The sequence below is a fragment of the Nocardia harenae NBRC 108248 genome, assembly GCF_001612885.1.
Classification (GTDB): domain Bacteria; phylum Actinomycetota; class Actinomycetes; order Mycobacteriales; family Mycobacteriaceae; genus Nocardia; species Nocardia harenae.
Genome location: NZ_BDBH01000007.1, coordinates 32,069 through 52,719 on the forward strand (window position 1 = coordinate 32,069; position 20,651 = coordinate 52,719).

Genomic DNA, 20,651 nt, shown 5'->3' on the forward strand with positions numbered 1-20,651 from the left:
CGTCAGCGGCCGTAGCGCGCGGCGTACCTGGCGCGGTCGGCATCCTCGCGGCGAGCCCGCGCCGGATTCCGCAGATCCGGCGGGAAGCCGTGCTTCGCCAGCCGGTGTGCCCGGTTCATGGGCATGAAGGCGACCGTATAGAAGAGGGCGAGCAGCAGCGCGAGCAACACCATGGCGCCGCGCAGCCAGAGTTCACCGGGGAAAAGCAGGAAGGCCGCGTATAGCGGGGTGAACGGGACAAGCCCGCGCAGTACGTGCCTGGCGGCGGCGTGCCTGCCGGTGAGGTCGCGGCGGACCCACTCGCGCATGGAGTCGGGCAGGCGGCGGCCGAAGGCGTAGCCGATCCAGCGGATCGGGCCGGGGCGGCGGGGTTCGCGGGTCACGGGTGCTCCGCACTGGAAGCCGCGGCGCCGAGCGCGGCGGCGTTGACCCGGGTCAGGGCGGCGTGCAGTTCCTCGAGGTCGCGCAGGCTCACGCCGAGCCCGCGCACCACCGCGGGCGGGATCTCCTCGGCGCGGGCCCGCAGCGCGCGGCCCTGCGCGGTCAGGTCGACCAGCAGCGTGCGCTCGTCCCTCGGATCCCGGTCCCTGCTGATCAGCCCGGCGGCCGCCAGCCGCTTGAGCAGCGGCGAGAGCGTGGCGGAATCCAATTGCAGCGCTTCGGCGATGGTCTTCACCGACATCGGCGCCTCGCCCCACAGCGCCAGCATCACCAGGTACTGCGGATGGGTGAGCCCCAGCGGCTCCAGCAGTGGCCGGTACACGGCAAGTACCGAGCGATTGGCCACGGCGAGCGCGAAACATACCTGCCGATCCAGGCGGAGCGGGTCCTCGACTGCGTTCATGCTGCGATTTTAGTACACGAATGCTTCGTGCACTAACTATTTGTGCGCGAAGTCGCAGATTTGAAATTGGTGCAGTTTGGTCCGGCAAAAGCCGGGAATAGCTGGGCTGTAGGAAAACTCGACACCAGCAGGAAGTGTCATGATCATTCTCATCGGGCTGCTCGTCCTGGTCGCCGCCGTGATCGTCGGCGTCGCCGGAACCGTGGCCAATACGGGCGAGAACCACTACCTCGCCAGCGATTTCACGGTCTTCGACTACCACTTCTCCGGGTCGAGCGGGCTGCTGTTCTTCGACGGCATCGTGCTCGGCGCCCTGGGGATGTTCGGCTTCGTGCTGGTGGTCGGCGGCTCCTGGTTCGCCAGCAGGCGCGCGATGCTGGCTCGCCGTGAGCTACGGCAGTCCCGCAAGGAGGTGGCCGCGGCCCGCAAGGATCTCGCCGCCACCCAGCCTTCGGTCCCGGTGACGGCCACCCCGGCCGCCACCACCGCTCCGGTGCAGACCTCCGCGCCGAGCCAGAAACCCTCGTGGAGCTGGAACCGCTTCCTCAACCGATCCGGCGCGGCCACCGCGAGCAAGTAACGGCCGCGAGCGCTGCGACTCGCGTCCATCCAACCCCTCATCCGCAGAACGAAGTAAGGACAGGAAAATGATTGTTCTCGGCCTGATTCTCCTCCTCGTCGGCTGGCTGCTCGGCATCCCGCTGCTCACCACCGCGGGCATCGTGGTGCTGCTCGTCGGCGCCGTGCTGCTCATCGCCGGTTCGGTGGGCCGCCCGGTCGGCGGCCGGAAGCACTACTTCTAACCCGGCGCCATGGCCTTCGAGGATCGAGTGGCCCACCGGGTGGAAGCCGCCCGGGGGAACGCGAAGAAGGTGCTCGGACGCGCGGTCGGCAATCGCCGGCTGGAGGCGTCGGGGCGCAGGGAACAGGCGACCGGCAACCTGAAGCGCGCGGCCTCGGCCGTGCGGGACGCCTTCCGGCGCTGATCCACCCCGGAGCGGGGCGGGTGCGGATTCCGCACCCGCCCCGCTTTCGTGTGGTCAGGCCCGCGCCCGCCGGATCGCCGTCGGGGTGCTGCCCCACCAGCGGCGGCAGCAGCGGGTGAGGGTGGCCTGCTCGGCGAGCCCCAGCAGCGAGGCGATCTGGCTCATCGGCATGGCGGTGCCGGTCAGGTAGCGGTGTGCCTGCTCGCGCCGCACCTCGTCCAGGATCGCCGCGAAGCTCGTCCCCTCCGCGGCCAGCCTGCGCTGCAGGGTGCGCGGGTGCACGGTGAGCAGCTCGGCGACCACGCCGATCTCCGGCGGGGCGGTGCCGAGCAGCTGTCTGACCGTGGTGCGCACCCGGGGTGCGGCGGCGGCGCCGTCGCCCGCGGTCTGCGCGGCCAGGAAGGCCATGGCCAGCCGGTGCAGCGTCTCGTCGCCGCCTGCCAGCGAGCGCGACTCCAGCCCGCGCGGCACCCGGAGCAGCGCGGCGGGCCGCCCCGGCTGGACGGGGGCGCCGAAGAACCGCTCGTAGGCGGCGAGCGGCGCGGGCGGGCGGTACGGCAGCTCCACCGAACGCAGCCCGTAGCGCGGGGCGACCAGCCGCTGCAGCGCCCGGTGCACGAAGCCGAGGCCGAGATCGGTGCCCTGCACCGGGGTGGGCAGGTCGTCGGTGCGCACCTGGTAGCGCAGCGCGACCACGTGCTCGTCGCCGTACGGGTCCGGCTCCAGGCCGAGGCTGAGCGCGGGGGCGTGCACGAAGAGGTAGCGCGTGGTGCACTCCATGACCCCGGCCAGCGTCGGGGAGTTGCGGATGGCGAGCGCCAGCGGGCCGAGCATGTCCAGGTCCTGCCGGTAGGAGATGCGCAGCCCGAGGTCGGGGCAGCCGAGCCGGTGCGCGGCCAGCTCCAGCACGGCGGCGACCGCGGTGTCCGGCACCAGCATGTCGTCGGTGTCGAGCGCGGCGGTGGGCAGCCCGGCCGCGGCGGCCAGCGCCTCCGCATCGCCGCCCAGCTCGGCCACGGTGGCCCGGAAACCGCGCAGGCCGGCGGAGCGAATGACGGACATGTCGTCCAGGATCAAATATTTGTCGCGTAAAAGCAAGAACGCCCGGGCGATCCCGGGCAGACTGGGACCATGACCGAACACCTCGACGTCGTGATCGTCGGCGCCGGACTCTCCGGAATCGGCGCCGCGTACCGGTTGCAGACCGAGTGCCCCGGCAAGAGCTACGCCGTGCTGGAGGCCCGCGGGGCGCTCGGCGGCACCTGGGACCTCTTCCGCTACCCGGGGATCCGCTCGGATTCGGACATGTTCACCCTCGGCTACCCTTTCAAGCCGTGGCGCGACGCCAAGTCCATCGCGGACGGGCCCGCCATCCTGCGCTACATCACCGAGACCGCGCACGAGTACGGCATCGACCGGCACATCCGCTTCGGCACCAAGGTCATCGGCGCGGACTGGTCATCGGCGGAGCTGCGCTGGACGCTCACGCTGGAGCGCGCCGACGCCGACGGCCACGTCACGCAGGCGACGGTGACCTGCGGCTTCCTCTACAGCTGCGCGGGCTACTACAACTACGACCGCGGCCACGCGCCGGAATTCGCCGGGCGCGAAGACTTCACCGGGCAGGTGGTGCACCCGCAGTTCTGGCCCGAGCGGCTCGACTACACCGGCAAGCGGGTGGTGGTGATCGGCAGCGGCGCCACCGCGGTGACGCTGGTGCCCGCCATGGCCGCGGACGCCGAGTCGGTCACCATGCTGCAGCGCACCCCCACTTGGATCAGCGCGGTGCCCGGCCGGGACAAGATCGCCGACAAGCTGCGCGCGACGCTCCCCGCCGATCTCGCGCACCGGCTCATCCGCACCAAGAACATCCTCTTCAGCATGGGCTTCTACCAGTACTGCCGGCGCCGCCCCGAGGCCGCGCGCACGCTGCTCACCGGGCTCACCACCCGTATCCTCGGCGACGAGAAGCTGGTGGCCGAGCACTTCACCCCGGAGTACGACCCCTGGGACCAGCGGCTCTGCGCGGCGCCGAACGCCGACTTCTTCAAGGCCATGAAGAAGGGCAGGGCGGAGGTCGTCACCGACCGCATCGAGCGCTTCGTGCCGGAGGGCATCCGGCTGGCCTCCGGCCGGGTGCTGCCCGCCGACATCGTGATCACCGCGACCGGGCTGGAGCTGCTCGCCTTCGGCGGCATCGCGCCCGCGGTGGACGGGGTCGAGGTGGCCCTGCCCGAGCAGTACGTGTGGCAGGGCACCATGCTCACCGGGGTGCCGAACTTCGCCGTCTGCATCGGCTACACCAATGCCTCCTGGACGCTGCGCGCCGACCTGACCTCCCGGCTCATCTGCAAGGTGCTGAACTTCATGGACCGCAGGGGGTACGCGGCGGTGGTGCCGGAGCCCGCGGGCGAGCTCGGCGAGCAGCCGCTGCTGGATCTGGCCTCCGGCTACATCCAGCGCTCGATCGGCGACTTCCCGCGGCAGGGCGACCGGCACCCGTGGAAGGTGCGGCAGAACTACCTGCTCGACTCGGCCACCACGCTGCGCACCGATCTGAGCAAGACGCTGCGCCCGGTGCGGCCGCAGGTGCCTGCGCGGGTCTGAGCGTCAGTCCGGCATCTGCCGCAGCTCGAGCAGGGTGAGGCCGAGCGCGTCGATCCTGGCGAGCAGGCCGCGCAGCGCGGCGGCGTCGGTGACCGGGCCGTAGAGCGCGGTCACCGCGCCCGGCGCCCGGTTGGAGGCGGTGAGCTCGGGAAAGGCGGCGAGTGCGCGCTCGGAGAGTTCGCCGTCGATGATGAACTGGTAGCGCAGCGCGGTCACCATCCCTCCTTCCGCCGGGTCCCGTGCGCCGAAGCCTGCCGCGCCCGGCGCGCCGCCGCGTCACCCGGAGCGGGTGAGATCGTGGGCCGGTAGCCTCGGGTTCGCGCGGACCCGCGCACCTGCGATCGGAGGGAGCGGCTGTGGCCGAGGATTTCAACACGAAGATCATCGCCGAGTTCCGGGCCAACCAGGGCAGGGTCGGCGGGCCCTTCGAGGGGGCCGAGCTGCTGCTGCTCACCACGACCGGGGCGAAGAGCGGCGCGCAGCGGGTGAGCCCGCTCGCGCTGGCCAGGGACGGGGAGCGGCTGGTGATCGCCGCCTCGAAGGCGGGCGCCGACACCAACCCGGACTGGTACCACAACGTCAGGGCGAACCCCGAGGTCACGGTGGAGCTCGGGACCGAGACCTTCCGTGCCGTCGCCACCCCGATCGAGAGCGGCCCGGAGCGCGACCGGCTCTACGGCAAGCTGGTCGAACTCATGCCCGGCTTCGCCGAGTACGAGACCAAGACCGACCGGGTGATCCCGGTGGTCGTGCTCGAGCGCGCCTGACCCGAGCGCGACGAAGGCCCGCCCGGCCGGGCGGGCCTTCGCCGTCTTCGGATCAGCTGTTCTCGCAGCCGATTCCATTGCCGTCGCGGTCCAGGTCGTACTCGTCGGGGCCGATGACCTCGACCCGGCCGGTGTAGGCGGGGCCGTTGCCGCTGCCACCGGCGCAGTCCACGTCCGAGGTGATCGGCACGCAGGGGCGGTAGGAGGCGTGGCAGCCGGACTGCGGCGCGGCCGAGACCGGGGCCGCGGCGGCGAGGAGGGCGGAGGCGGCGGCGCCGGCGACGCCGAGGAGGAGTGCGTTTCGCATTGTGTCCCTTCGTGATTCGAGCCAGCGAAATCTAGCAGCACACCTCGGGCGAACGGAACGTTTCGGGGCCGATTAGGGGCAGGAACGGACCGGGTCGCCGCGGCCGGGCCGGCCGAGCTTCGCTGCGCGGCGCCGGGCTCTGCGCCCGGCGAACCAGAGGGCCGGAACGGCGTCCCCGGCAATCTCACCGCACACCCGGCCGCGATCCCGGTTGGAATCCGACGGCACTGGGTAACTCTGGTCGAGGTTGCCAGGCCCGCCGGGTCCATGACCCCGGGCAGCCGCTCGGCGACCATCCGGGAAACGCCGAGGGAAGGAACCGACACCGATGACCGACAGCGACCGGGCCGCACCCGCGGAGCCGCGCCACGACGTGCTCGTGACCGGAAACCTGCTGGTGGCCGGGGAACCGGTGGCGGTGACGGTGGGCAGACCGGCGCCGATCCCGCCGGTGCGCGGCTCCGGGTACTGGTGCCGGCTCGCGGTCGACCGGGCCACGGCGGCGCCTGCCCAGTCCATCGTGGTCGGGCGGGATTCGGCGGGCGCGCTGGCCTCGGCGCTCACCCTGATCGAGTCCCGGTTCGGGGTGAGCCCGGCGGACTTCCTCGCCGACGCCACCATCGGCACCGCGCGAATGCCCAAGAACTGATCAGCCCAGCGTCTCGACCAGTCTCTCGGTATCTTCCAGAGTAATTCTTCCGAGGTTCTGCAGGCGCCTCGCCAGGGCGGTGAAGCTCACGCCGAGGATGCGTGCCACTTCCCGGAGTTCACGAGATTCGAGCTGGTCTGCCGGTGCGGGAAGTACTGCGTCGAGTATCTCGACGGGCATGAGGAAGGAGGCTGCGAACGCATTGGCGCGCTGTTCGATGTCCTGAGGCGCCCACGGTCCGCTGGCAACCGCGAACTGGGCGGCACGCTCTTGGTCCAGCAACAGATGTGCCAGTTCGTGTGCCAGGGTGAATCGCTCGATCGCGACTGTTCTGCCGGGGCGATAGGCGCCGTTCAACATTATTTGTGCCGATTTATCGGAGCAAACGATACTCACCGCGCGAATATTGTGATCACTGAGATCGAGCCTCCCCAGAGAAATTCCTGCCTGTGTGACTATATCTTCGATTGGAACAGGGTGAGAGCTCGCGCCGCGGCTGGACAGAATTCGCCAGGCCTGCTCACCGAGAATGCTCCCGGCTTCGCCCGGAGTAAGACCGATGATCGGCTCCTCGGTTAGAGTTCTACCGAGTTCCGCGAGTTTATCCGCAACCGGTTTCCTGACGTGTGTCTCGATGGCCGACCTGTAGAGGCCGACAACATCCTCCGCCGTGATCTCGGGTGACAGCGATCCGAAGAGCAGCGCCGCTAGCGGCGCAGTCGCAACCAGGCTTTCATCGCTTATCGGGTGGTCGAGAGTCGTTCCGAAGAACGCCTCGCTGCCTTCGTGTTGCAAAGCATCGTGAACTTCTTGCCACAGCTCGCTGAACTGTTCAATTCTCTCGCCTGCGCCGGAGAGCCATGCGACACGGTGTGGCTTCCGTGCAGCCGATCGAACGGAATGCAGACTTGCGAGAAGTTCTCGATAGGTATCCGACTGCGCCGCGTCGGTGGTCAGAAGTTTGCGGAGCAACGAGTCGATTCCATCGAATAGGATTTCTGCGATATTTGCGGCCGATATCCGGGAAGAAATACTGCCGCATGAGAACTTGACTCCAGAGGAATCACCTGCGGGTGGCTCCAATCCAGTCGAGAACTCTATCGAATCGCCGTACCGTCGAATGAAGAGGTCGGGGAGTATGGCTCCGGGGGCTGCGAAACGCAAGCTGTGGCGTTCTTCCCATTGGTAGGCTTTCTCGGCGGATTCGAGCCATCGTTCATCGGGTTCCGAATAAGACGCGATGTTCGAACGTCTCGCCGACGATGCCGCGTCGATGGAGGAACTGGGCATCCGCTCTTCGTGAAGAATTGGATCCCAATTGGCGATAAACCACTCGGCTATCGGCAGCAGATACCAGTGTGTCGCACGGATATTTTCGCCCTGAGACACGTGATCGCAGACGTTTACTCCGTCCACCCACATAGCGAATGACCCCCAGGAATTCCTGGTTTCCGGATCGACCATCCAGTCGTCGATGTCGTCTTCGATCAGGGAGAATTCTACAGCGAATTCTGCGGTGTTCCCCGCCAGGTAGCGCCAGTACAGCGATGACATGCTAGCCCCCTCGCATCTTCATCGATTTAATTCGACCTTCCTCGTACCACTTCTTGATTATTTTCGGAGGTACAGCGCGCCATTCGACTGGGAATCCGTGCCAGTTGACAGCTGTGACCGTCTCCGCGTCGTAATTCTTTATATCGGGATGCGCGCAGTATGCTCGTGTTCCATCGGTGTTGTATCTCTTACCGGGATTTCGCGGATCGACAGTTGCGGACTCGAACAATGCGGTGCCATCGACTTCGCGGGGGCATAGTGTGCCCCTGGCGCCCGGCTGCCACGGGTGTTTGTGGCGCGGATTCGAGACATATTTGTCGACCAACAAATACTCCCCTCACTCGAAAATCGCTATTGCGATGGCTTGGTGCTATTGCGATTGAATTTCGAAACATGTTAACACGCTGTGGTTTCATCGAGTTGTTCTTCATTCCAAGGCCGCTGCGAATCCAGTTCTCGACCGCCCCAGGATTGGTGGCACGCCGGCCGCCTACAGGCGGATCTAGAGTGACCGCCGTCGGCGCAAACCGCCGGTAGGGCGGGAGGTCGGCACGGGGTCGTGGCCGGTGACCGCGCTGCTCTCGATCGTGCTCACACTGATCACGTTCGGGCTCGGGCTGTCGCTGACCGTCGCCGACTTCACCCGGGTGGTGCGGTACCCGCGCGCTGTGCTGGTCGCGCTCGGCTGCCAGCTGGTGGTGCTGCCCGCCATCGCCTTCGGGCTGGTGGTGGCGACCGGCCTGGCTCCCGCCTCCGCGGTCGGGGTCGTCCTGCTGATGGCGGCGCCGGGCGGCGCGACGGCCAACCTGCTCAGCCACCTCTTCCGCGCCGACGTCGCGCTGAACGTGACGCTCACGGCGATCAACTCGCTGCCGGCCATGGTGACCCTGCCGGTGGTCGCCAACCTCGCGCTGGCGTACTTCGCGCCCGCGGGGCAAGAGCGGCTCGGGCTGCAATCCGGCAAGCTGCTCCAGGTCTTCGCGATGGTGCTGCTCCCGGTGCTGGCCGGGATGCTCACCAGGGCGGTCCGGCCGGGGTGGGGCGCTCGGCTGGACCGGCCGGTGCGGGTGCTCGCGCTCGGCTTCCTCGCCGTGGCCACGGTGGCGGCGCTGATCGTCGAGCGCCGTGAGATCGGCGGGTACCTGGCCGAGGTCGGGGCTCTGATCCTGGCGCTCTGCGCCATTGCCCTCGGCCTCGGCTTATTGGTGCCCGCGCTGGCCGGGGTGCCGCGGCCGCAGGCGCTGGCCTGCGCCACGGAGGTCGGGATCCACCACAGCGCGCTGGCCATGACGATTGCCGTGAGTGTGCTCGGCGACCTCCGAACGGCAGTGCCCGCGGGGGTCTACAGCGTCGTCTCGGTGCCGCTCGCGCTGCTCGCGGGGTGGCTGATCTCGGTGCGGAGCGCGCGGTCGGAGCGGAATCCGGCACCGCGATCCCGCGCACAATTGATTGCCCGCAATCGACCGGCTCGCTAACTTCGTAGCAGGAGGTGGTGCGGGATGTCGCGGACGGATGCGCTGGCACTGGATCAGCAGTTGTGCTTCGCGCTGTACTCGGCGTCCCGCGCGGTCACCCGGCTGTACCGGCCGCTGCTGGAGCCACTGGGGCTCACCTACCCGCAGTACCTGGTGATGCTGGTGCTCTGGGAGCGCGGCACGGTCACCGTCAAGGAGCTCGGAAAAGCGCTGGACCTGGACTCCGGCACGCTCTCGCCGCTGCTCAAGCGGCTGGAGGCGGGCGGAATGGTGGCGCGGGTGCGCTCCGCCGCCGACGAGCGCTCGGTGCTGGTCGCGCCGACCGAGGCGGGCGCCGCGCTGCGCGAGCGCGCGGCCGCGGTGCCGGAGCGGATCGCCTGTGCGAGCGGCATGCAGCAGGGGGATCTCATCGGCTTCCGTGACCAGCTGAAGGAGCTGACCCGGATCGTCAACCGGACCGAACTGGATCTCTGAGCGGTCGCGCACCGGGACCTGGCCGCCGGGTCCCGTTCCGTAGTCCCATCCAGCGCCGCCGTGCGTCCGGCCGGACCGGAGCCTAGGAGGCGGCGAATTTCTTCGTCGTCCGCAACCGCTCGGCCAAAGCGGGGATGCGCGCGAGCATGTCGACGGCGAAGTCGGCGAGCAGGTCGATGAGCCCGTCCCGGTCCACCTCGAGCTGCCCGTCCAGCCAGATCAGCACCAGCTCGGCGGCGCCGCCGGTGATCAGCTGCGAGGTGACGGCGACCGCGGCGTCCTGGCCCTCCGGTAGGTCGAGCACCACTCTGGTCTGCTCGATGATCACCTCGGCCACCCGGCGCATGCCGTCGAAGCGGCTGCGCATGAGCGCCTCGCTGCCGTACGCCTGCGCGAAGACGATCTTGGCCCGGCGCGGGTCGTCGGTGAGCTCGGTGATCAGCGCGGCGACCCCGGCCCTGATCCTGGCCTCCGGGTCGGCGGAGGTCTCGGCGATGGCCTGACGGGCCCGGTCCAGCCCGGCCTGCTGGATGCCGAGCAGCAGCTCGGCGGCGAGCGCGTCCAGGTCGGGGAAGGCCTCGTAGAAGAAGCGCGGGCCGACCTTGGCCCGCTCGCAGACCCCGCGCACGGTGAGCGCGGCGAGCCCCCTGGTCCCGATAATGGCGAGCGCGGCGTCCAGCAGCCGATTGCGCCGATCCTCGCGGCGCTCCTCCGAGGAGGCGCCGCGGTAGGTGCCGGTCGATGCGCGGGTCATCACGCCAGCTTGGCATAGCACCAATTGGGAAACAATCGTTTACGGAAACGGGTGTTTCCGATATCGTCTGACCTGTTCGCAACGACGCGAAGGGATGACCGGCCATGAGTCTTCTGCTCGCCCCGCCGACCGTCGACGGTCTTGCCGAGAAGTACCGCCACGCGCGCGCCAGGGCCGCCTTCCGGTTCCAGCGGGCCGCGGTGCGGCTGGCCGACCGGCTGCCGAGCCGGGTGCGTCCGCTCGCCGAGCCGCCGCCGGGCAGCGGGCTGAAACCGGTGCTCGGGGATTTCGGCCCGCCGGTGATCGGCTACACCTTCCACTCCATCGTCGACCCGCTCGGCTTCGGCAGGCAGCGGTACGACCGCTTCGGCGACGTGCAGTGGGTCGGGGTGCTCGGCCGCAAGGTGGTCTTCGTCGGCAGCCCGGCCGCCTTCGAGGCGGTGCTGCTCGACCGGAACAAGGTGATGTCGGCCGAGCGCGGCTGGGAGTACCTGATCGGCCCGTTCTTCCGCGGCGGGCTCATGCTGCGCGACTTCGAGGACCACCTGCACCACCGCCGGATCATGCAGCAGGCCTTCACCCGGCCCCGGCTGGAGGGGTACCTGGCGCTCACCACGCCGCTGCTGGAGCGCGGGGTGGGCGAGTGGGAGCCCGGCTCGCGGTTCCACGTCTACCCGGCGATCAAGAAGATGCTGCTGCAGCAGGCCACCGCGGTCTTCGCCGGCGCCGAGCTCGGCCCGATCGCGAACCGGCTGGAGCACGCCTTCGAGGACGCGGTGCACGGCGGCATGGCGATCGTCAGGGCGAATGTGCCCGGCGGGGTCTGGGCGCGCGGGCTGCGCGGCAGGCGCACGCTCGCCGAGTACTTCCGCAGCGAGCTGCCTGCCAAGCGCGCGGGCGATGGCGCCGACCTGTTCAGCGTGCTCACCAGGGCGCGCAGCACCGACGGCCACGCCTTCACCGACGAGGAGGTGGTGGAGCACATGATCTTCGTGATGATGGCGGCGCACGACACCAGCACCATCGCCTCGGCCATGCTCATCTACGAACTGGGCAGGCACCCGGAGTGGCAGGAGCGGGTGCGCGCGGAATCGCTCGCGCTGGGCAAGGATTCGCTGGACTACGCCGACCTGGAGAAGCTGCCCTCGCTCGATCTGGCTTTCCGCGAGGCGCTGCGCATGTGGGCGCCGGTCGGCCAGCAGGCCCGCGAGACCACCTCCGACACCGAGCTCTGCGGCCATTTCGTGCCGAAGGGGACGCTGGTGATGACCGGGCCGTTCGGGCTCATGCGCAATGCCGAGTTCTGGCACGACCCGGATACCTTCGACCCGGAGCGCTTCGTCGACGGCCGGCGCGAGGACAAGTCGCACCGCTTCGCCTGGCCGCCCTTCGGGGGCGGCGCGCACAAGTGCATCGGGCTCTATTTCGGCGGGATGACGGTCAAGGCGGTGCTGCACCGCATGCTGCTGAGCTACCGCTGGTCGGTGCCTGCCGGGTATGTGCCGCCCATGGTGCCGACCACCGGCCCCACCCCGGCGGACGGGCTCCCCATCCGGCTGGAGCGGCTGCCGTGACCAGGGTGATCGCCGATACCGAGCGCTGCGAGGGGCACGGCATGTGCGAGGCGGTGGCGCCGGAGCTCTTCCGGGTCGGCGACGACGACGCGGTGATCGTGACGCCCGGTGAGCTGGCCGCCGCCGATCTGGAGAATGCCAGGCTGGCGGTGGACAGCTGTCCGATGGCGGCGCTGCGACTGGAGTGATCCGCACTGCGGGGAACGCCGCCCGCCGTGCCGGGCGGGGCGCGCTGTGGCTGCGCCACGGCCGGCCGAAGCGCAGGCGGAGGGCCGGGATTCGGCGTCGCGCGCGGCCGCTGCTCCCCGCGCCGCGCGGCGCTCGGCGCGGGGATTCGGCTCGGCTAGGGTCGGGGTGTCCCGCGCCCGACTGTGCGGGCGTTCGCGGAACGAGGAGTTCGGATGTCCCAGATCGCCGTCATCACCGGAGCGTCGTCGGGGATCGGCCGCGCCACCGCGGCCCTGTTCCTCGCGCACGGCTACACGGTGATCGGCACCAGCCGCGATCCCGAGCGGATCTCGGCGGCGAACCGGATCGACGGGGTGGAGTACCGCGCGCTCGACCTGGCCGACCGGGAGTCGGTCGAGGCATTCGGCGCCGGCCTCGGCACGGTGGACGTGCTGGTCAACAATGCGGGCGAGAGCCAGTCCGGGCCGCTGGAGGAGTTGCCCGCCGACGCACTCGACCGGCTCTTCGCGATCAATGTGCTCGGCCCGGTGCGGCTCACCCAGCTGGTGCTGCCCGGCATGCGCGAGCGCGGCTCCGGCCGGGTGCTCATGGTCGGCTCGATGCTGGCGAGCTTCCCGCTGGCCTACCGCTCCTCGTACGTGGCGACCAAGGCCGCGCTCAAGGGCTTCGCGCACGCGGCGCGGCTGGAGGTCTCGCCGTTCGGGGTGGCGATCAGCACGGTGGAGCCGGGCTCGATCGCCACCGGGATCGGCGAGCGCCGCACCGCCTACATCGCCGCCGACTCGGCGCACCTGGCCGACTACCGGACCATGATCACCAAGCTGGACCACAACGAGCAGAACGGCATCCCGGCCGAGCAGGTGGCCGCGCTCATCCTGAAGGCGGCGCGGGCCAGGCGGCCGAAGCCGCTGTACGCCACCGGAAGCCGGGCCCCGCTGGTCTTCGCGCTGCGCAGGCTGCTGCCCGCGGCGGCGATCCACCGGATCACCGCGCGGGCGCACGGCCTGAAGCGCTGAGCGTCAGCGCTTGTAGCCGAGCCCGGCCACGATCAGCTGCTCCCAGACGGTGAGCTCGCGCTCGGCGGCGCCGATGTCGGTGCCGGTGCTGTCCGGGCGCCACTGCACGGCGGGGACGATGCCGGGCTCGGCGATCTCGAGCCCCTCGAAGAAGGCCGCGATCTCCTCGTCGCTGCGCCAGCGGCCGCGGCCGAAGGTCTCCTGGAGCTTGCCCTCGGCCTCCCTGGTCTCCTCGTTGTCGCCGGAGCGGAAGTGCGAGATGAACAGGGCGCTGCCCGGGGCCACCTGGTCGCGCCAGTAGCGCACGATGCCGAGCGGATTCTCCCGGTCCTCCAGGTGGTGCAGGATGGCGCTGAAGATCACCGCGACCGGCTGGTCGAAATCGATGAGCCGCTGCAGCTCCGGGTGGTTGCGGATGCCGTCCGGGTCGACCGCGTCGGCCTGGATCACCACGGTGTTGTCGTCGGTGGCGAGGATGGCCCTGCCGTGCGCGAGCACGATCGGGTCGTTGTCCACGTACACCACCTTGGCGCCGTCGGCGTGCCTTGCCGCGACCTGGTGCACATTGTCCGAGGTGGGGAGGCCGCTGCCGAGGTCGACGAACTGCCGGATGCCGCCGACGGCGAGCTCGCGGACGGCGCGGACCAGCACGTCCCGGTTGGTCTTGGCGATGGCGGCCGAGCCGGGCAGGTTGTTGATGAAGTGATCGCCGATCGCCTGATCGACCGGGTAGTTGTCCTTCCCGCCGAGCACGTAGTCGTAGACGCGGGCGATGCTTGGCTTGCTCTGGTCGATCTCGACCGAGGGGGAATTGTCGGACACAGGCGGGGACCTCACGTTCGATGGACCGTATTCGCACCTATCCTAGGGCGGAGCGGGGCGCGGTGTCCGCGTGGTAGCTCGAAAGATACCGCGCGGTACCGTCATTGGGCTCAGCGCAGCCGTCGGATGTCCCCGCGCACCCGGTAGAAGCCGCCCCGGCCGGACTCGGCGATGGAGTCGACCACGTAGCGCGCCCCCGCCTCCCGGATGTCACGGGGGAACTGCACATTCCAGCCGTCCCGGTACCCCGGCGAGACCACCCGCACCCGCAGCCCGCCGCCCTGCTCCACGCACTCCACCACGATGCCGTCGCCCGCCTCCGCGGTCACCTCAACGGTGGAGCTCGGCGCCACCGCGGAGATCTCCGGCGCCTTGATCGAGACGGTGCGCGGCAGCACCCCCTCCTCGGCGCCGCGGATCGCGCTCTCGGTGACGTCCAGGCAGGCCAGCGCGCCGCTGGTGGTGACCAGGTAGAGCCGGTCCGCGTGGTACTGCATGGAGTACGCCGAGCCGCAGCCGGTGCCGAGCTTCCAGAGCCGCCGGCCGCTCGCGTCGAAGCAGTACACCGAGGAGTGGTTGTCGCCGGCGAAGACGTAGCGGCCATCCGGCGCGGTGGCGCAGGAGAAGACCGCGGCGTCGCAGCGATAGGTGATCGCGTCGGTGCCATCCTTGCCGATCATCCGCACTTCGTTGGTGCTGGTCCCGGCGTAGACCGCGCCGGACTCCTGCCAGCCGAAGAGCACCGGGCCGGTCGGCACCTGCCAGAGCTGCTGCCCGCGCTCCAGCCCGTACTTGGTGACCCCGCGCGAATGTCCGTGGTAGACCCCGGTGTCGTCGATCCGCACCATCCAGGCGGAGTCGCCGCGGCTGCGGTGCGACCAGAGCGATTCCTCCTCGTGGTCGATCACGGTGACCCCGCCTTCCCGGTCGGAGACGCCGAGGATGCCGTCGTGGATGTCGAGCCAGTAGATGTCGACATCGGCGGCGATATCGTAGGCGGCCCGCGGCACCTTGCCCGAGAGGTCGTAGACGCGGCCGTCGTCGCACCCGGCGTAGATCCAGAAATCGTCCGCGACAATGCATTTGACGGCGTCCGGGAGGCGGAATCGGCCGGTGACCGTGCCGTCCCGGGTGAGCGTGAAGACGTCGCCGTGCTCGTTGCCGACCCAGCAGCGCTCGTCGTCGACGAAGATGCCGAAGGCGGAGGCGCCGGAGTCGAAGCTCCACAGCACCGGGGCCGCCTTGGCGGTGGAGCGGGTGCTGGTGATGGTGCGCCGGGTGGTCTGCCTGCGGGCGCGCTGCCCCTGGATCGCGGGCGCGTACCCCTTGCGCACCTTCTCGCCGACCTTCTTGGCCGCCGCGGCGCGCGCCTTGTCCTCGGTCGGGAAGCTGCTGACCTTGACCTGGCCCTGGTCGCCGATCCGGCCGTACCGGATGGTGACCTGGGTGCCGACCACGCCGACCTCGTAGAACTTGTGCGCCGAACCGTCGTCCTCGGACAGTTCCAGGTAGGTGCTGGCCCCGGTCGTCATCGTCTTGCCCCGCTTCGTCGTTCGGTCGATCTCGAGCGAGAAGGTAGCAACGGGAACCGACATGCGCGGTTCGGCTCGCGGCGTGCTGAGCGGACCGTACGGTTTGCCAGAGGTGTGCCGGTCGTTGACTCGATGCCGTGATACCGCGCATAATCCGAGGAGATCACTGTTTGCGCAACGGTTGCGGAATCCTCAGGGGAGCCCCACATGGTCTTCAGCACGGCGCACGACATGTTCCTGCTCGCTCAGGTGGGCAACCCGACCCCGGAGGCGCCGCCGCTCTCCGGCGAGATCCTGCAGATGGTCAGGTACGTCACCTGGTTCTCCATCCTCTCCGGGGTCGCCGGGATCACGGTGGCGGGCGGCAAGTTCGCCTGGGAGAAGTGGAACGGCACCAGCTTCACCTCGCCGAAGATGATCGCGGGCGGCATGATCGGCGGGGTGGTGGCCACCAGCGCGGGCACCATCATGAACACGCTCATCTCCTGAGCGCGCATCCCGCTGCGCTAGCGTGGCGGGATGCGACTCCACGTGGGGTGTGCGATGTGGTCGCACGGGTCCTGGTTCGAGCCTCAGCCGCCCGCCGCGCAGCGGCTGCGCCGCTATGCCGAGCACTGCACCGCCGTCGAGGGCAACACCACCTTCTACGCCACCCCCTCCCGGCGCACGGCGGAATCCTGGGCCGCCCAGCTCACTCCCGACTTCCGCTTCTACGCCAAGCTGCCGCGCCCGGTCACCCACGACCACCGGCTCGGCGGCGGCGAAGCCGAGCTCGCCGCCTTCCTCGACGCCATGGAGCCGCTCAGCCCGAGCCTGCACGCGCTCTGGGTGCAGCTACCGCCCACCTTCGGCCCCGGCGACCTCGGCGCGCTCGCCGCCTTCCTGCCCGCGCTGCCCGCCGGGCCGGGGATCGCGGTGGAGGTGCGGCACCCGGCCTTCTTCGAGGAGGTCGAGCAGGCCAAGCGGCTGGTGCGGGTGCTCAACGCGGCGGGCGCCGAGTGGGTCACCTTCGACACCACCACGCTCTACGCCGCGCCGCCGCGCACGCCCGCCGAGCACGAGGCGTGGGGGAAGAAGCCGCGGCTGCCGCGGCGCACGCCCGCGCTCGGGCCGCACCCGGTGGTGCGGTATCACGGGCGTGACGACGCCGAGGCGACCATCGCGGGCTGGGCGCCCTGGCTGGATACGGTGGCCGGCTGGCTGGGTGAGGGACGCTCGCCGACGGTGTTCGTGCACACGCCGGACAATGGTGACGCGCTCGGGCTGGCTCGGCGGTTCCACGCCGAGGTGCGGGCGCTCGTGCCCGAGCTGGAGCCGTTGCCGGAGCCGGAACCGGCGCAGACCATGACGCTGTTCTGAGCGGCCGTCATCGGCGCGGCACCGGGCGTCGGCCGTCGATCACCTCGGCGACCAGGTCTGCCCAGTGGTTGGCCAGGTAGCCGACGGCGGACCAGGCGGCGTGCAGTTGCTCGGCGCCGGGTGGTGGGTTGGCCTGTAGCAGTCGCTCGGCGGTGACGTTCGCGGCGGCCATGTCGTCGATGACCGTTGGCCGAGGCCGCGGAGGGGGCTGGCGAAATCCCCGCACTCGCGGACGCCGCGATGTCGATGCACCGCCACCTCGATCTGTCCTGAGGGGATCGCGGCCGGATTCGGAGCAGCGCTCAGCCCAGCCGCTCGGCGAGCGCGTCGAGCACGGGGGAGCAGCCCGCGTCGACGGTGCGGGTGGCGCACTCGTCACCCCTGGTGGCGCCCCGGTTCACGATCACCACCGGCTTGCCGGACCTGGCCGCGTGCCGGACGAAGCGCAGCCCGGACATGACGGTCAGCGACGACCCCGCGACCAGTACCGCCTCCGCGGCGTCGACCAACGCGAAGGCCGCGGCGACCCGGGGCTTGGGGACGTTCTCGCCGAAGTAGACGATGTCCGGCTTGAGCATGCCGCCGCAGTGCGCGCAGTCCACCATGCGGAAGGTGGCGGTGCGCGCGACCACGGCGTCGGCGTCCGGCGCGACCTCGAGGCCGTCGGCCGCGGCGGCTGCCGCGAAGCCGGGGTTGGCGGCCTCCAGCCGGTCGGCGAGCGTCATCCGGGAGATCAGCCGCTCGCAGCCGAGGCAGCGCACCCGGGCGTAGGTGCCGTGCAGGTCGATGACGCCGCGGTGCCCGGCCTTGGTGTGCAGTAGGTCGACGTTCTGCGTGATCAGCCCGGTGACGACGCCCGCCCGCTCCAGCCGGGCCAGTGCGCGGTGGCCGGGGTTCGGGCGGGAGCCGTCCATGGTGCGCCAGCCGATGTGGTTGCGCGCCCAGTACCGCTGCCGGAACACCGGGTCGCCGACGAACTGCTGGTAGGTCATGGGGTTGCGGGGCGGGGAGCCGGGGCCGCGGTAGTCCGGGATGCCGCTGTCGGTGGAGATGCCCGCGCCGGTGAGCACCGCCACCCGGCGTCCGGCGAGCAGCGCGGCGACCGCGTCGACGGCGGTCAGCTCCAGGAGATCGGCCACGAAGTCCAGCGTACGACCTGTTCCGGAGTGCTCAGGGCGGCTCCACCGGCTCCGGCTCGCGGAGCGCGATCTCATCCATGGTGGCGGCGCGGGCGCGGGCCGCCGAGCCGAGCCGGGCGGGCGCCGGGCTGACGGTGCCGGTCACCCGCGCTGCGCCGGGCCGGGCTCGGCATCCCTCGGGTCCGCCTCGATTCCATCGTTCAGCCGGTCCAGCAGCACGGTCAGCTGCCCGACCTCGGCGGCCGACCACCCCGTCACCAGCCCGGCCAGCCACTCGCTGCGCCGCTGCCTGGCCTGCTCGAAGACCCGCACCCCATCCGCGGTGGCGGCGAGCACGCTGGCCCGCCCGTCGTCCGGGTCGGCCCGCCGCTCGATCAGCCCGAGCTGTACGAGCGCCCTGGTCTGCCTGCTCACCAGCGAGATCTCCGCGTACAGCAGCTCGGCCAGCCGTCCGGTGCGCTGCGGGCCGTGCTCCACCAGCCGGAAGAGCATGGCATAGGCGAGCTTGTCCAGGTGCCTGGCATCGTCGGCGGCGGAGCGGTGCCGCACCCGGTTCAGCGCCCGGGCGAACCGCACGAGCTGCACCCCGAGCCGGTCGGCCGCCGCGAGTTCGGCGTCGCTCGGCGCGCCGGAGTCGGCAGGAGACATGTACTTGACCACCTCAACTAGTTGCTTCTGCCAACTATAGGGGCGGAATCGGGCATGCCGGTTCGGGAGTCTTGTCCGTTAGGTCCGTTTGTCGCCGTCGCGGAGTGTTCACGTTGACGCAGTGGTGGACGTGACCAACTATGGGGTATGGCCGTTTTCGCTTCCCGTCGCCGCTGAGCGGCCGCCGATGCCCGACGAATCCGATCGCGAGCAAGCGCGGTTGCTGTATGCCCTGCTCCGGCACGAAGCCGACGAGCTCACCCGGGTGCTCGACGCCGATCTCACCCGCCGCGGCACGCCCCGCTCCACCACCGAGTCGCGGCGGCTGGCGCGCGACCTCGATGAAATCCGCCGCTGCATGGCCAAACTCGCGGCCCGCTTCCCCGAGGCCACTGTCACGGACGCGCACTAGAGCGCAAATTTTCCGCACATTGGTTACAGCGCCGTATCCCAGCGTTCACTTGTCAGGCGCATGAGGATTCACCTGTCGGCAAACCGGACAAAACAAACTTTGCTGGCCCGAACTGTGCGCAAAAACTGTTTGATGAGGGGAAGTATGACCAACTATCGCACCGCAGGTGTGCGCGTCGCCGGCGTCGGCGCTGCGGCCGCTGTGGCCATGGGGCTGTTCTCGACCGGCGCCGCCAATGCCGATACCTTCGTGCCGCTGCCGGACGGCCAGAAGCTCGGCCCCGGCGTCACCGTCACCCGCACCGGCGAGCACGCCATCGTCTCGCCCTCGCTCGCCGCCAATGGCGCGGGCCGGGTCGTGTGGGTCTCCGGCAATGCCGTCGCCGAGGTGATCGCCACCCCCGAGGGCGAGGTCGGCCCGTTCAACGGCCCGACCGGTGACCCGGGCAGCAACAACTCGTCCACGCACGGCGCCTCGCAGCTGAACACCGGCTACATCGTCGGCTGCCAGGTCTCCATCGCCGACGACGCCATCGGGCTCGGCCTCTCCGGCAGCGTCGATCTGTCGGAGGGCGGGCTCGGCGGCTCCTTCGGCCTCGACCTCGGCCCCGGCGAGGTGAAATTCGTCGACATCGAGATCAAGGACATCACCAAGCCCGGTACCTACTCGGTGGAGTACCAGGACGTGGAGATCCAGATCCAGGGTTGCGCCGGATTCGCGCAGGCCCGCGCCTACACCGTCGTCGAGATCATCGGCGACAACTACTCGAAGACCACCCTCTACGGCCAGCCGTTCAGCATCGGCTGATCCGGCCGGTCGGTCGAATCACTCATTCAACCCAGAGGGGTAGCGAAACACATGACCATCCGTAAGAACCTCGCGCGGGTCGCCGGTGCGGGAGCCGCCGCGACCATGGCGATCGGCCTCTTCTCGGCCGGCGCCGCCAATGCCGACACCTTCGTCGCGCTGCCCGGCGGCAGCATCACCAAGACGCTCTCCGACGGCACCGTGGTGACGGTGAACCTGGTCGGCGAGTCCGCCACCATCAGCCCGTCGCTCGGCTCGACCCCGACGCACCGCAATGCGTGGGTCTCCGGTTCGGCGCAGGTCCAGATCAACAGCGGCGACAAGGTCGGCGGCAAGATCTACCCGGGCTACGTCGTCGGCTGCCAGGTCAATATCGCGGGCGGCGGTGTCGAGGGCGGCGTCTCCGGCGGCGTGGAGTGGGAGAGCGGCGAAGGCACCGTCGGCGCCGAGTCCGGCGGCGAGCTCTCGCTCGGCCCCGGCCAGGCGACGTCGTTCTACATCCTCGATATCGAGAAGCCGGACGACTACGGCAACGAGGATCACTCGACCAACAACTCGTTCAAGGGCAACACCGGCTCGGTGACCTGGGCCGACTCCACCATCGGGCTGAGCGGCTGCGGCGGCTACGCCCAGGCGCGCGCCTTCGTGCGGGTCAAGGTGGAGACCGACAACGTGCACTCGGTGGTCACCCTGTGGGGCCAGCCGTTCAGCATCGGCTGATCCACCGGTCGACTGC

At 69.9% G+C, this 20,651-nt stretch carries 28 protein-coding genes; 16 read left to right on the forward strand and 12 right to left on the reverse strand.

The features are described 5' to 3' along the window. Positions 1-2: 2 nt before the first annotated feature. On the reverse strand, positions 3-383 hold the full coding sequence (locus tag NH2_RS15790; protein WP_067654253.1) for a DUF5313 family protein: 381 nt from the start codon (positions 381-383) through the stop codon (positions 3-5). Beyond that, entirely contained in the window at positions 380-844 is a 465-nt protein-coding gene (locus NH2_RS15795) for a MarR family winged helix-turn-helix transcriptional regulator (protein ID WP_067654255.1), read from the reverse strand. The genes NH2_RS15790 and NH2_RS15795 overlap by 4 nt, the downstream gene beginning before the upstream one ends. A 139-nt stretch (positions 845-983) precedes the next feature. Here NH2_RS15795 and NH2_RS15800 point away from each other — a divergent pair, with 139 nt between their 5' ends. The 3 genes from NH2_RS15800 (at position 984) to NH2_RS28230 (ending at position 1,830) form a co-directional block, all read left to right on the forward strand. Next, the gene (locus NH2_RS15800; protein WP_067654257.1) at positions 984-1,424 is read left to right on the forward strand and encodes a hypothetical protein; all 441 of its coding nucleotides are present in this window, start codon (positions 984-986) and stop codon (positions 1,422-1,424) included. A gap of 67 nt (positions 1,425-1,491) precedes the next feature. Beyond that, positions 1,492-1,647: a DUF6131 family protein gene (locus tag NH2_RS29245; protein ID WP_169811498.1), complete on the forward strand. Its 156-nt coding sequence runs from the start codon at positions 1,492-1,494 to the stop codon at positions 1,645-1,647. A 9-nt stretch (positions 1,648-1,656) separates the two neighbouring features. Beyond that, positions 1,657-1,830, forward strand: coding sequence for a CsbD family protein (locus NH2_RS28230; RefSeq protein ID WP_084505584.1), 174 nt, complete (start codon positions 1,657-1,659; stop codon positions 1,828-1,830). Positions 1,831-1,884: 54 nt separating this feature from the next. Here the strand turns inward: NH2_RS28230 and NH2_RS15805 are convergent, their stop codons facing one another. Beyond that, complete coding sequence (locus NH2_RS15805) at positions 1,885-2,892, reverse strand: AraC family transcriptional regulator (RefSeq protein WP_067655656.1); 1,008 nt, start codon at positions 2,890-2,892, stop codon at positions 1,885-1,887. 69 nt (positions 2,893-2,961) lie between these two features. On the opposite strand from NH2_RS15805, the gene NH2_RS15810 reads away from it, so the two are divergent. Beyond that, positions 2,962-4,437: a flavin-containing monooxygenase gene (locus NH2_RS15810; RefSeq protein ID WP_067654259.1), complete on the forward strand. Its 1,476-nt coding sequence runs from the start codon at positions 2,962-2,964 to the stop codon at positions 4,435-4,437. A 3-nt stretch (positions 4,438-4,440) separates the two neighbouring features. On the opposite strand, the gene NH2_RS15815 is transcribed toward NH2_RS15810, so the two are convergent. Continuing rightward, the gene (locus NH2_RS15815; protein ID WP_067654261.1) at positions 4,441-4,656 is read right to left on the reverse strand and encodes a DUF8691 family protein; all 216 of its coding nucleotides are present in this window, start codon (positions 4,654-4,656) and stop codon (positions 4,441-4,443) included. Positions 4,657-4,793: 137 nt separating this feature from the next. On the opposite strand from NH2_RS15815, the gene NH2_RS15820 reads away from it, so the two are divergent. Then, the gene (locus tag NH2_RS15820; protein WP_067654263.1) at positions 4,794-5,204 is read left to right on the forward strand and encodes a nitroreductase family deazaflavin-dependent oxidoreductase; all 411 of its coding nucleotides are present in this window, start codon (positions 4,794-4,796) and stop codon (positions 5,202-5,204) included. Between the two features lie 52 nt (positions 5,205-5,256). Here the strand turns inward: NH2_RS15820 and NH2_RS15825 are convergent, their stop codons facing one another. Further along, a complete protein-coding gene (locus NH2_RS15825; RefSeq protein ID WP_067654265.1) occupies positions 5,257-5,511 on the reverse strand; it encodes a hypothetical protein in 255 nt (84 codons plus the stop codon). 328 nt (positions 5,512-5,839) lie between these two features. Here NH2_RS15825 and NH2_RS15830 point away from each other — a divergent pair, with 328 nt between their 5' ends. Continuing rightward, positions 5,840-6,160, forward strand: a complete 321-nt coding sequence (locus tag NH2_RS15830) for a hypothetical protein (protein ID WP_067654267.1) — start codon at positions 5,840-5,842, stop codon at positions 6,158-6,160. Here NH2_RS15830 and NH2_RS28235 read toward each other — a convergent pair whose 3' ends face one another. After that, a complete protein-coding gene (locus NH2_RS28235) occupies positions 6,161-7,714 on the reverse strand; it encodes an ImmA/IrrE family metallo-endopeptidase (protein ID WP_084505586.1) in 1,554 nt (517 codons plus the stop codon). Between the two features lie 566 nt (positions 7,715-8,280). Between NH2_RS28235 and NH2_RS15840 the strand changes: the two genes are divergently transcribed. Together NH2_RS15840 and NH2_RS15845 are read left to right on the forward strand one after the other, a co-directional pair. Continuing rightward, on the forward strand, positions 8,281-9,189 hold the full coding sequence (locus NH2_RS15840; protein ID WP_067654271.1) for a bile acid:sodium symporter family protein: 909 nt from the start codon (positions 8,281-8,283) through the stop codon (positions 9,187-9,189). Between the two features lie 24 nt (positions 9,190-9,213). Then, the gene (locus tag NH2_RS15845) at positions 9,214-9,663 is read left to right on the forward strand and encodes a MarR family winged helix-turn-helix transcriptional regulator (RefSeq protein ID WP_067654273.1); all 450 of its coding nucleotides are present in this window, start codon (positions 9,214-9,216) and stop codon (positions 9,661-9,663) included. An 82-nt stretch (positions 9,664-9,745) separates the two neighbouring features. Here NH2_RS15845 and NH2_RS15850 read toward each other — a convergent pair whose 3' ends face one another. Then, positions 9,746-10,417 carry a TetR/AcrR family transcriptional regulator gene (locus NH2_RS15850; protein ID WP_067654276.1) on the reverse strand — a complete coding sequence of 224 codons (672 nt, stop codon included), beginning with the start codon at positions 10,415-10,417 and terminating at the stop codon, positions 9,746-9,748. A 104-nt stretch (positions 10,418-10,521) separates the two neighbouring features. Here NH2_RS15850 and NH2_RS15855 point away from each other — a divergent pair, with 104 nt between their 5' ends. The 3 genes from NH2_RS15855 (at position 10,522) to NH2_RS15865 (ending at position 13,196) form a co-directional block, all read left to right on the forward strand. Then, a complete protein-coding gene (locus tag NH2_RS15855; RefSeq protein WP_084505587.1) occupies positions 10,522-11,991 on the forward strand; it encodes a cytochrome P450 in 1,470 nt (489 codons plus the stop codon). After that, positions 11,988-12,179 (forward strand): ferredoxin, encoded by a 192-nt coding sequence (locus NH2_RS15860; protein ID WP_067654278.1) that lies wholly within the window; start codon positions 11,988-11,990, stop codon positions 12,177-12,179. The genes NH2_RS15855 and NH2_RS15860 overlap by 4 nt, the downstream gene beginning before the upstream one ends. A gap of 213 nt (positions 12,180-12,392) precedes the next feature. Beyond that, positions 12,393-13,196 carry an SDR family oxidoreductase gene (locus NH2_RS15865; RefSeq protein WP_067654280.1) on the forward strand — a complete coding sequence of 268 codons (804 nt, stop codon included), beginning with the start codon at positions 12,393-12,395 and terminating at the stop codon, positions 13,194-13,196. A gap of 3 nt (positions 13,197-13,199) precedes the next feature. On the opposite strand, the gene NH2_RS15870 is transcribed toward NH2_RS15865, so the two are convergent. Next, positions 13,200-14,018, reverse strand: coding sequence for an SAM-dependent methyltransferase (locus NH2_RS15870; RefSeq protein WP_067654282.1), 819 nt, complete (start codon positions 14,016-14,018; stop codon positions 13,200-13,202). A gap of 110 nt (positions 14,019-14,128) precedes the next feature. Next, the gene (locus NH2_RS15875; RefSeq protein ID WP_067654284.1) at positions 14,129-15,550 is read right to left on the reverse strand and encodes a WGR domain-containing protein; all 1,422 of its coding nucleotides are present in this window, start codon (positions 15,548-15,550) and stop codon (positions 14,129-14,131) included. Between the two features lie 207 nt (positions 15,551-15,757). On the opposite strand from NH2_RS15875, the gene NH2_RS15880 reads away from it, so the two are divergent. Together NH2_RS15880 and NH2_RS15885 are read left to right on the forward strand one after the other, a co-directional pair. Next, positions 15,758-16,039 (forward strand): hypothetical protein, encoded by a 282-nt coding sequence (locus NH2_RS15880; protein WP_067654285.1) that lies wholly within the window; start codon positions 15,758-15,760, stop codon positions 16,037-16,039. Positions 16,040-16,069: 30 nt separating this feature from the next. Further along, complete coding sequence (locus tag NH2_RS15885) at positions 16,070-16,909, forward strand: DUF72 domain-containing protein (RefSeq protein ID WP_067654287.1); 840 nt, start codon at positions 16,070-16,072, stop codon at positions 16,907-16,909. Positions 16,910-16,916: 7 nt separating this feature from the next. Here the strand turns inward: NH2_RS15885 and NH2_RS28815 are convergent, their stop codons facing one another. The 3 genes from NH2_RS28815 to NH2_RS15895 all read right to left on the reverse strand — a co-directional run bounded on the left by NH2_RS28815 (position 16,917) and on the right by NH2_RS15895 (position 18,696). Next, positions 16,917-17,081 carry a hypothetical protein gene (locus NH2_RS28815; protein ID WP_157103805.1) on the reverse strand — a complete coding sequence of 55 codons (165 nt, stop codon included), beginning with the start codon at positions 17,079-17,081 and terminating at the stop codon, positions 16,917-16,919. 130 nt (positions 17,082-17,211) lie between these two features. Then, positions 17,212-18,048 carry an NAD-dependent protein deacetylase gene (locus tag NH2_RS15890; RefSeq protein WP_245650598.1) on the reverse strand — a complete coding sequence of 279 codons (837 nt, stop codon included), beginning with the start codon at positions 18,046-18,048 and terminating at the stop codon, positions 17,212-17,214. Positions 18,049-18,189: 141 nt separating this feature from the next. Continuing rightward, entirely contained in the window at positions 18,190-18,696 is a 507-nt protein-coding gene (locus tag NH2_RS15895; RefSeq protein ID WP_067655665.1) for a MarR family winged helix-turn-helix transcriptional regulator, read from the reverse strand. A gap of 121 nt (positions 18,697-18,817) precedes the next feature. On the opposite strand from NH2_RS15895, the gene NH2_RS15900 reads away from it, so the two are divergent. The 3 genes from NH2_RS15900 (at position 18,818) to NH2_RS15910 (ending at position 20,635) form a co-directional block, all read left to right on the forward strand. Next, positions 18,818-19,108 (forward strand): hypothetical protein, encoded by a 291-nt coding sequence (locus NH2_RS15900; protein ID WP_157103806.1) that lies wholly within the window; start codon positions 18,818-18,820, stop codon positions 19,106-19,108. A 144-nt stretch (positions 19,109-19,252) separates the two neighbouring features. Next, positions 19,253-19,915, forward strand: a complete 663-nt coding sequence (locus NH2_RS15905) for an MspA family porin (RefSeq protein WP_067654291.1) — start codon at positions 19,253-19,255, stop codon at positions 19,913-19,915. Positions 19,916-19,966: 51 nt separating this feature from the next. Next, positions 19,967-20,635, forward strand: coding sequence for an MspA family porin (locus tag NH2_RS15910; RefSeq protein WP_067654293.1), 669 nt, complete (start codon positions 19,967-19,969; stop codon positions 20,633-20,635). Positions 20,636-20,651: the final 16 nt, after the last annotated feature.

What these genes read in the sequence shown, in the direction of transcription:
- NH2_RS28815 (WP_157103805.1), bottom strand. Translation starts at nt 17,081, where the DNA reads ATGGCCGCCGCGAACGTCACCGCCGAGCGACTGCTACAGGCCAACCCA.
- NH2_RS15865 (WP_067654280.1), top strand. Translation starts at nt 12,393, where the DNA reads ATGTCCCAGATCGCCGTCATCACCGGAGCGTCGTCGGGGATCGGCCGC.
- NH2_RS28235 (WP_084505586.1), bottom strand. Translation starts at nt 7,714, where the DNA reads ATGTCATCGCTGTACTGGCGCTACCTGGCGGGGAACACCGCAGAATTC.
- NH2_RS15800 (WP_067654257.1), top strand. Translation starts at nt 984, where the DNA reads ATGATCATTCTCATCGGGCTGCTCGTCCTGGTCGCCGCCGTGATCGTC.
- NH2_RS15810 (WP_067654259.1), top strand. Translation starts at nt 2,962, where the DNA reads ATGACCGAACACCTCGACGTCGTGATCGTCGGCGCCGGACTCTCCGGA.
- NH2_RS15905 (WP_067654291.1), top strand. Translation starts at nt 19,253, where the DNA reads ATGACCAACTATCGCACCGCAGGTGTGCGCGTCGCCGGCGTCGGCGCT.
- NH2_RS15815 (WP_067654261.1), bottom strand. Translation starts at nt 4,656, where the DNA reads ATGGTGACCGCGCTGCGCTACCAGTTCATCATCGACGGCGAACTCTCC.
- NH2_RS15875 (WP_067654284.1), bottom strand. Translation starts at nt 15,550, where the DNA reads ATGACGACCGGGGCCAGCACCTACCTGGAACTGTCCGAGGACGACGGT.
- NH2_RS15910 (WP_067654293.1), top strand. Translation starts at nt 19,967, where the DNA reads ATGACCATCCGTAAGAACCTCGCGCGGGTCGCCGGTGCGGGAGCCGCC.
- NH2_RS15795 (WP_067654255.1), bottom strand. Translation starts at nt 844, where the DNA reads ATGAACGCAGTCGAGGACCCGCTCCGCCTGGATCGGCAGGTATGTTTC.
- NH2_RS15825 (WP_067654265.1), bottom strand. Translation starts at nt 5,511, where the DNA reads ATGCGAAACGCACTCCTCCTCGGCGTCGCCGGCGCCGCCGCCTCCGCC.
- NH2_RS15830 (WP_067654267.1), top strand. Translation starts at nt 5,840, where the DNA reads ATGACCGACAGCGACCGGGCCGCACCCGCGGAGCCGCGCCACGACGTG.
- NH2_RS15850 (WP_067654276.1), bottom strand. Translation starts at nt 10,417, where the DNA reads ATGACCCGCGCATCGACCGGCACCTACCGCGGCGCCTCCTCGGAGGAG.
- NH2_RS15895 (WP_067655665.1), bottom strand. Translation starts at nt 18,696, where the DNA reads ATGTCTCCTGCCGACTCCGGCGCGCCGAGCGACGCCGAACTCGCGGCG.
- NH2_RS28230 (WP_084505584.1), top strand. Translation starts at nt 1,657, where the DNA reads ATGGCCTTCGAGGATCGAGTGGCCCACCGGGTGGAAGCCGCCCGGGGG.
- NH2_RS15855 (WP_084505587.1), top strand. Translation starts at nt 10,522, where the DNA reads ATGAGTCTTCTGCTCGCCCCGCCGACCGTCGACGGTCTTGCCGAGAAG.
- NH2_RS15845 (WP_067654273.1), top strand. Translation starts at nt 9,214, where the DNA reads ATGTCGCGGACGGATGCGCTGGCACTGGATCAGCAGTTGTGCTTCGCG.
- NH2_RS15885 (WP_067654287.1), top strand. Translation starts at nt 16,070, where the DNA reads ATGCGACTCCACGTGGGGTGTGCGATGTGGTCGCACGGGTCCTGGTTC.
- NH2_RS15880 (WP_067654285.1), top strand. Translation starts at nt 15,758, where the DNA reads ATGGTCTTCAGCACGGCGCACGACATGTTCCTGCTCGCTCAGGTGGGC.
- NH2_RS15805 (WP_067655656.1), bottom strand. Translation starts at nt 2,892, where the DNA reads ATGTCCGTCATTCGCTCCGCCGGCCTGCGCGGTTTCCGGGCCACCGTG.
- NH2_RS29245 (WP_169811498.1), top strand. Translation starts at nt 1,492, where the DNA reads ATGATTGTTCTCGGCCTGATTCTCCTCCTCGTCGGCTGGCTGCTCGGC.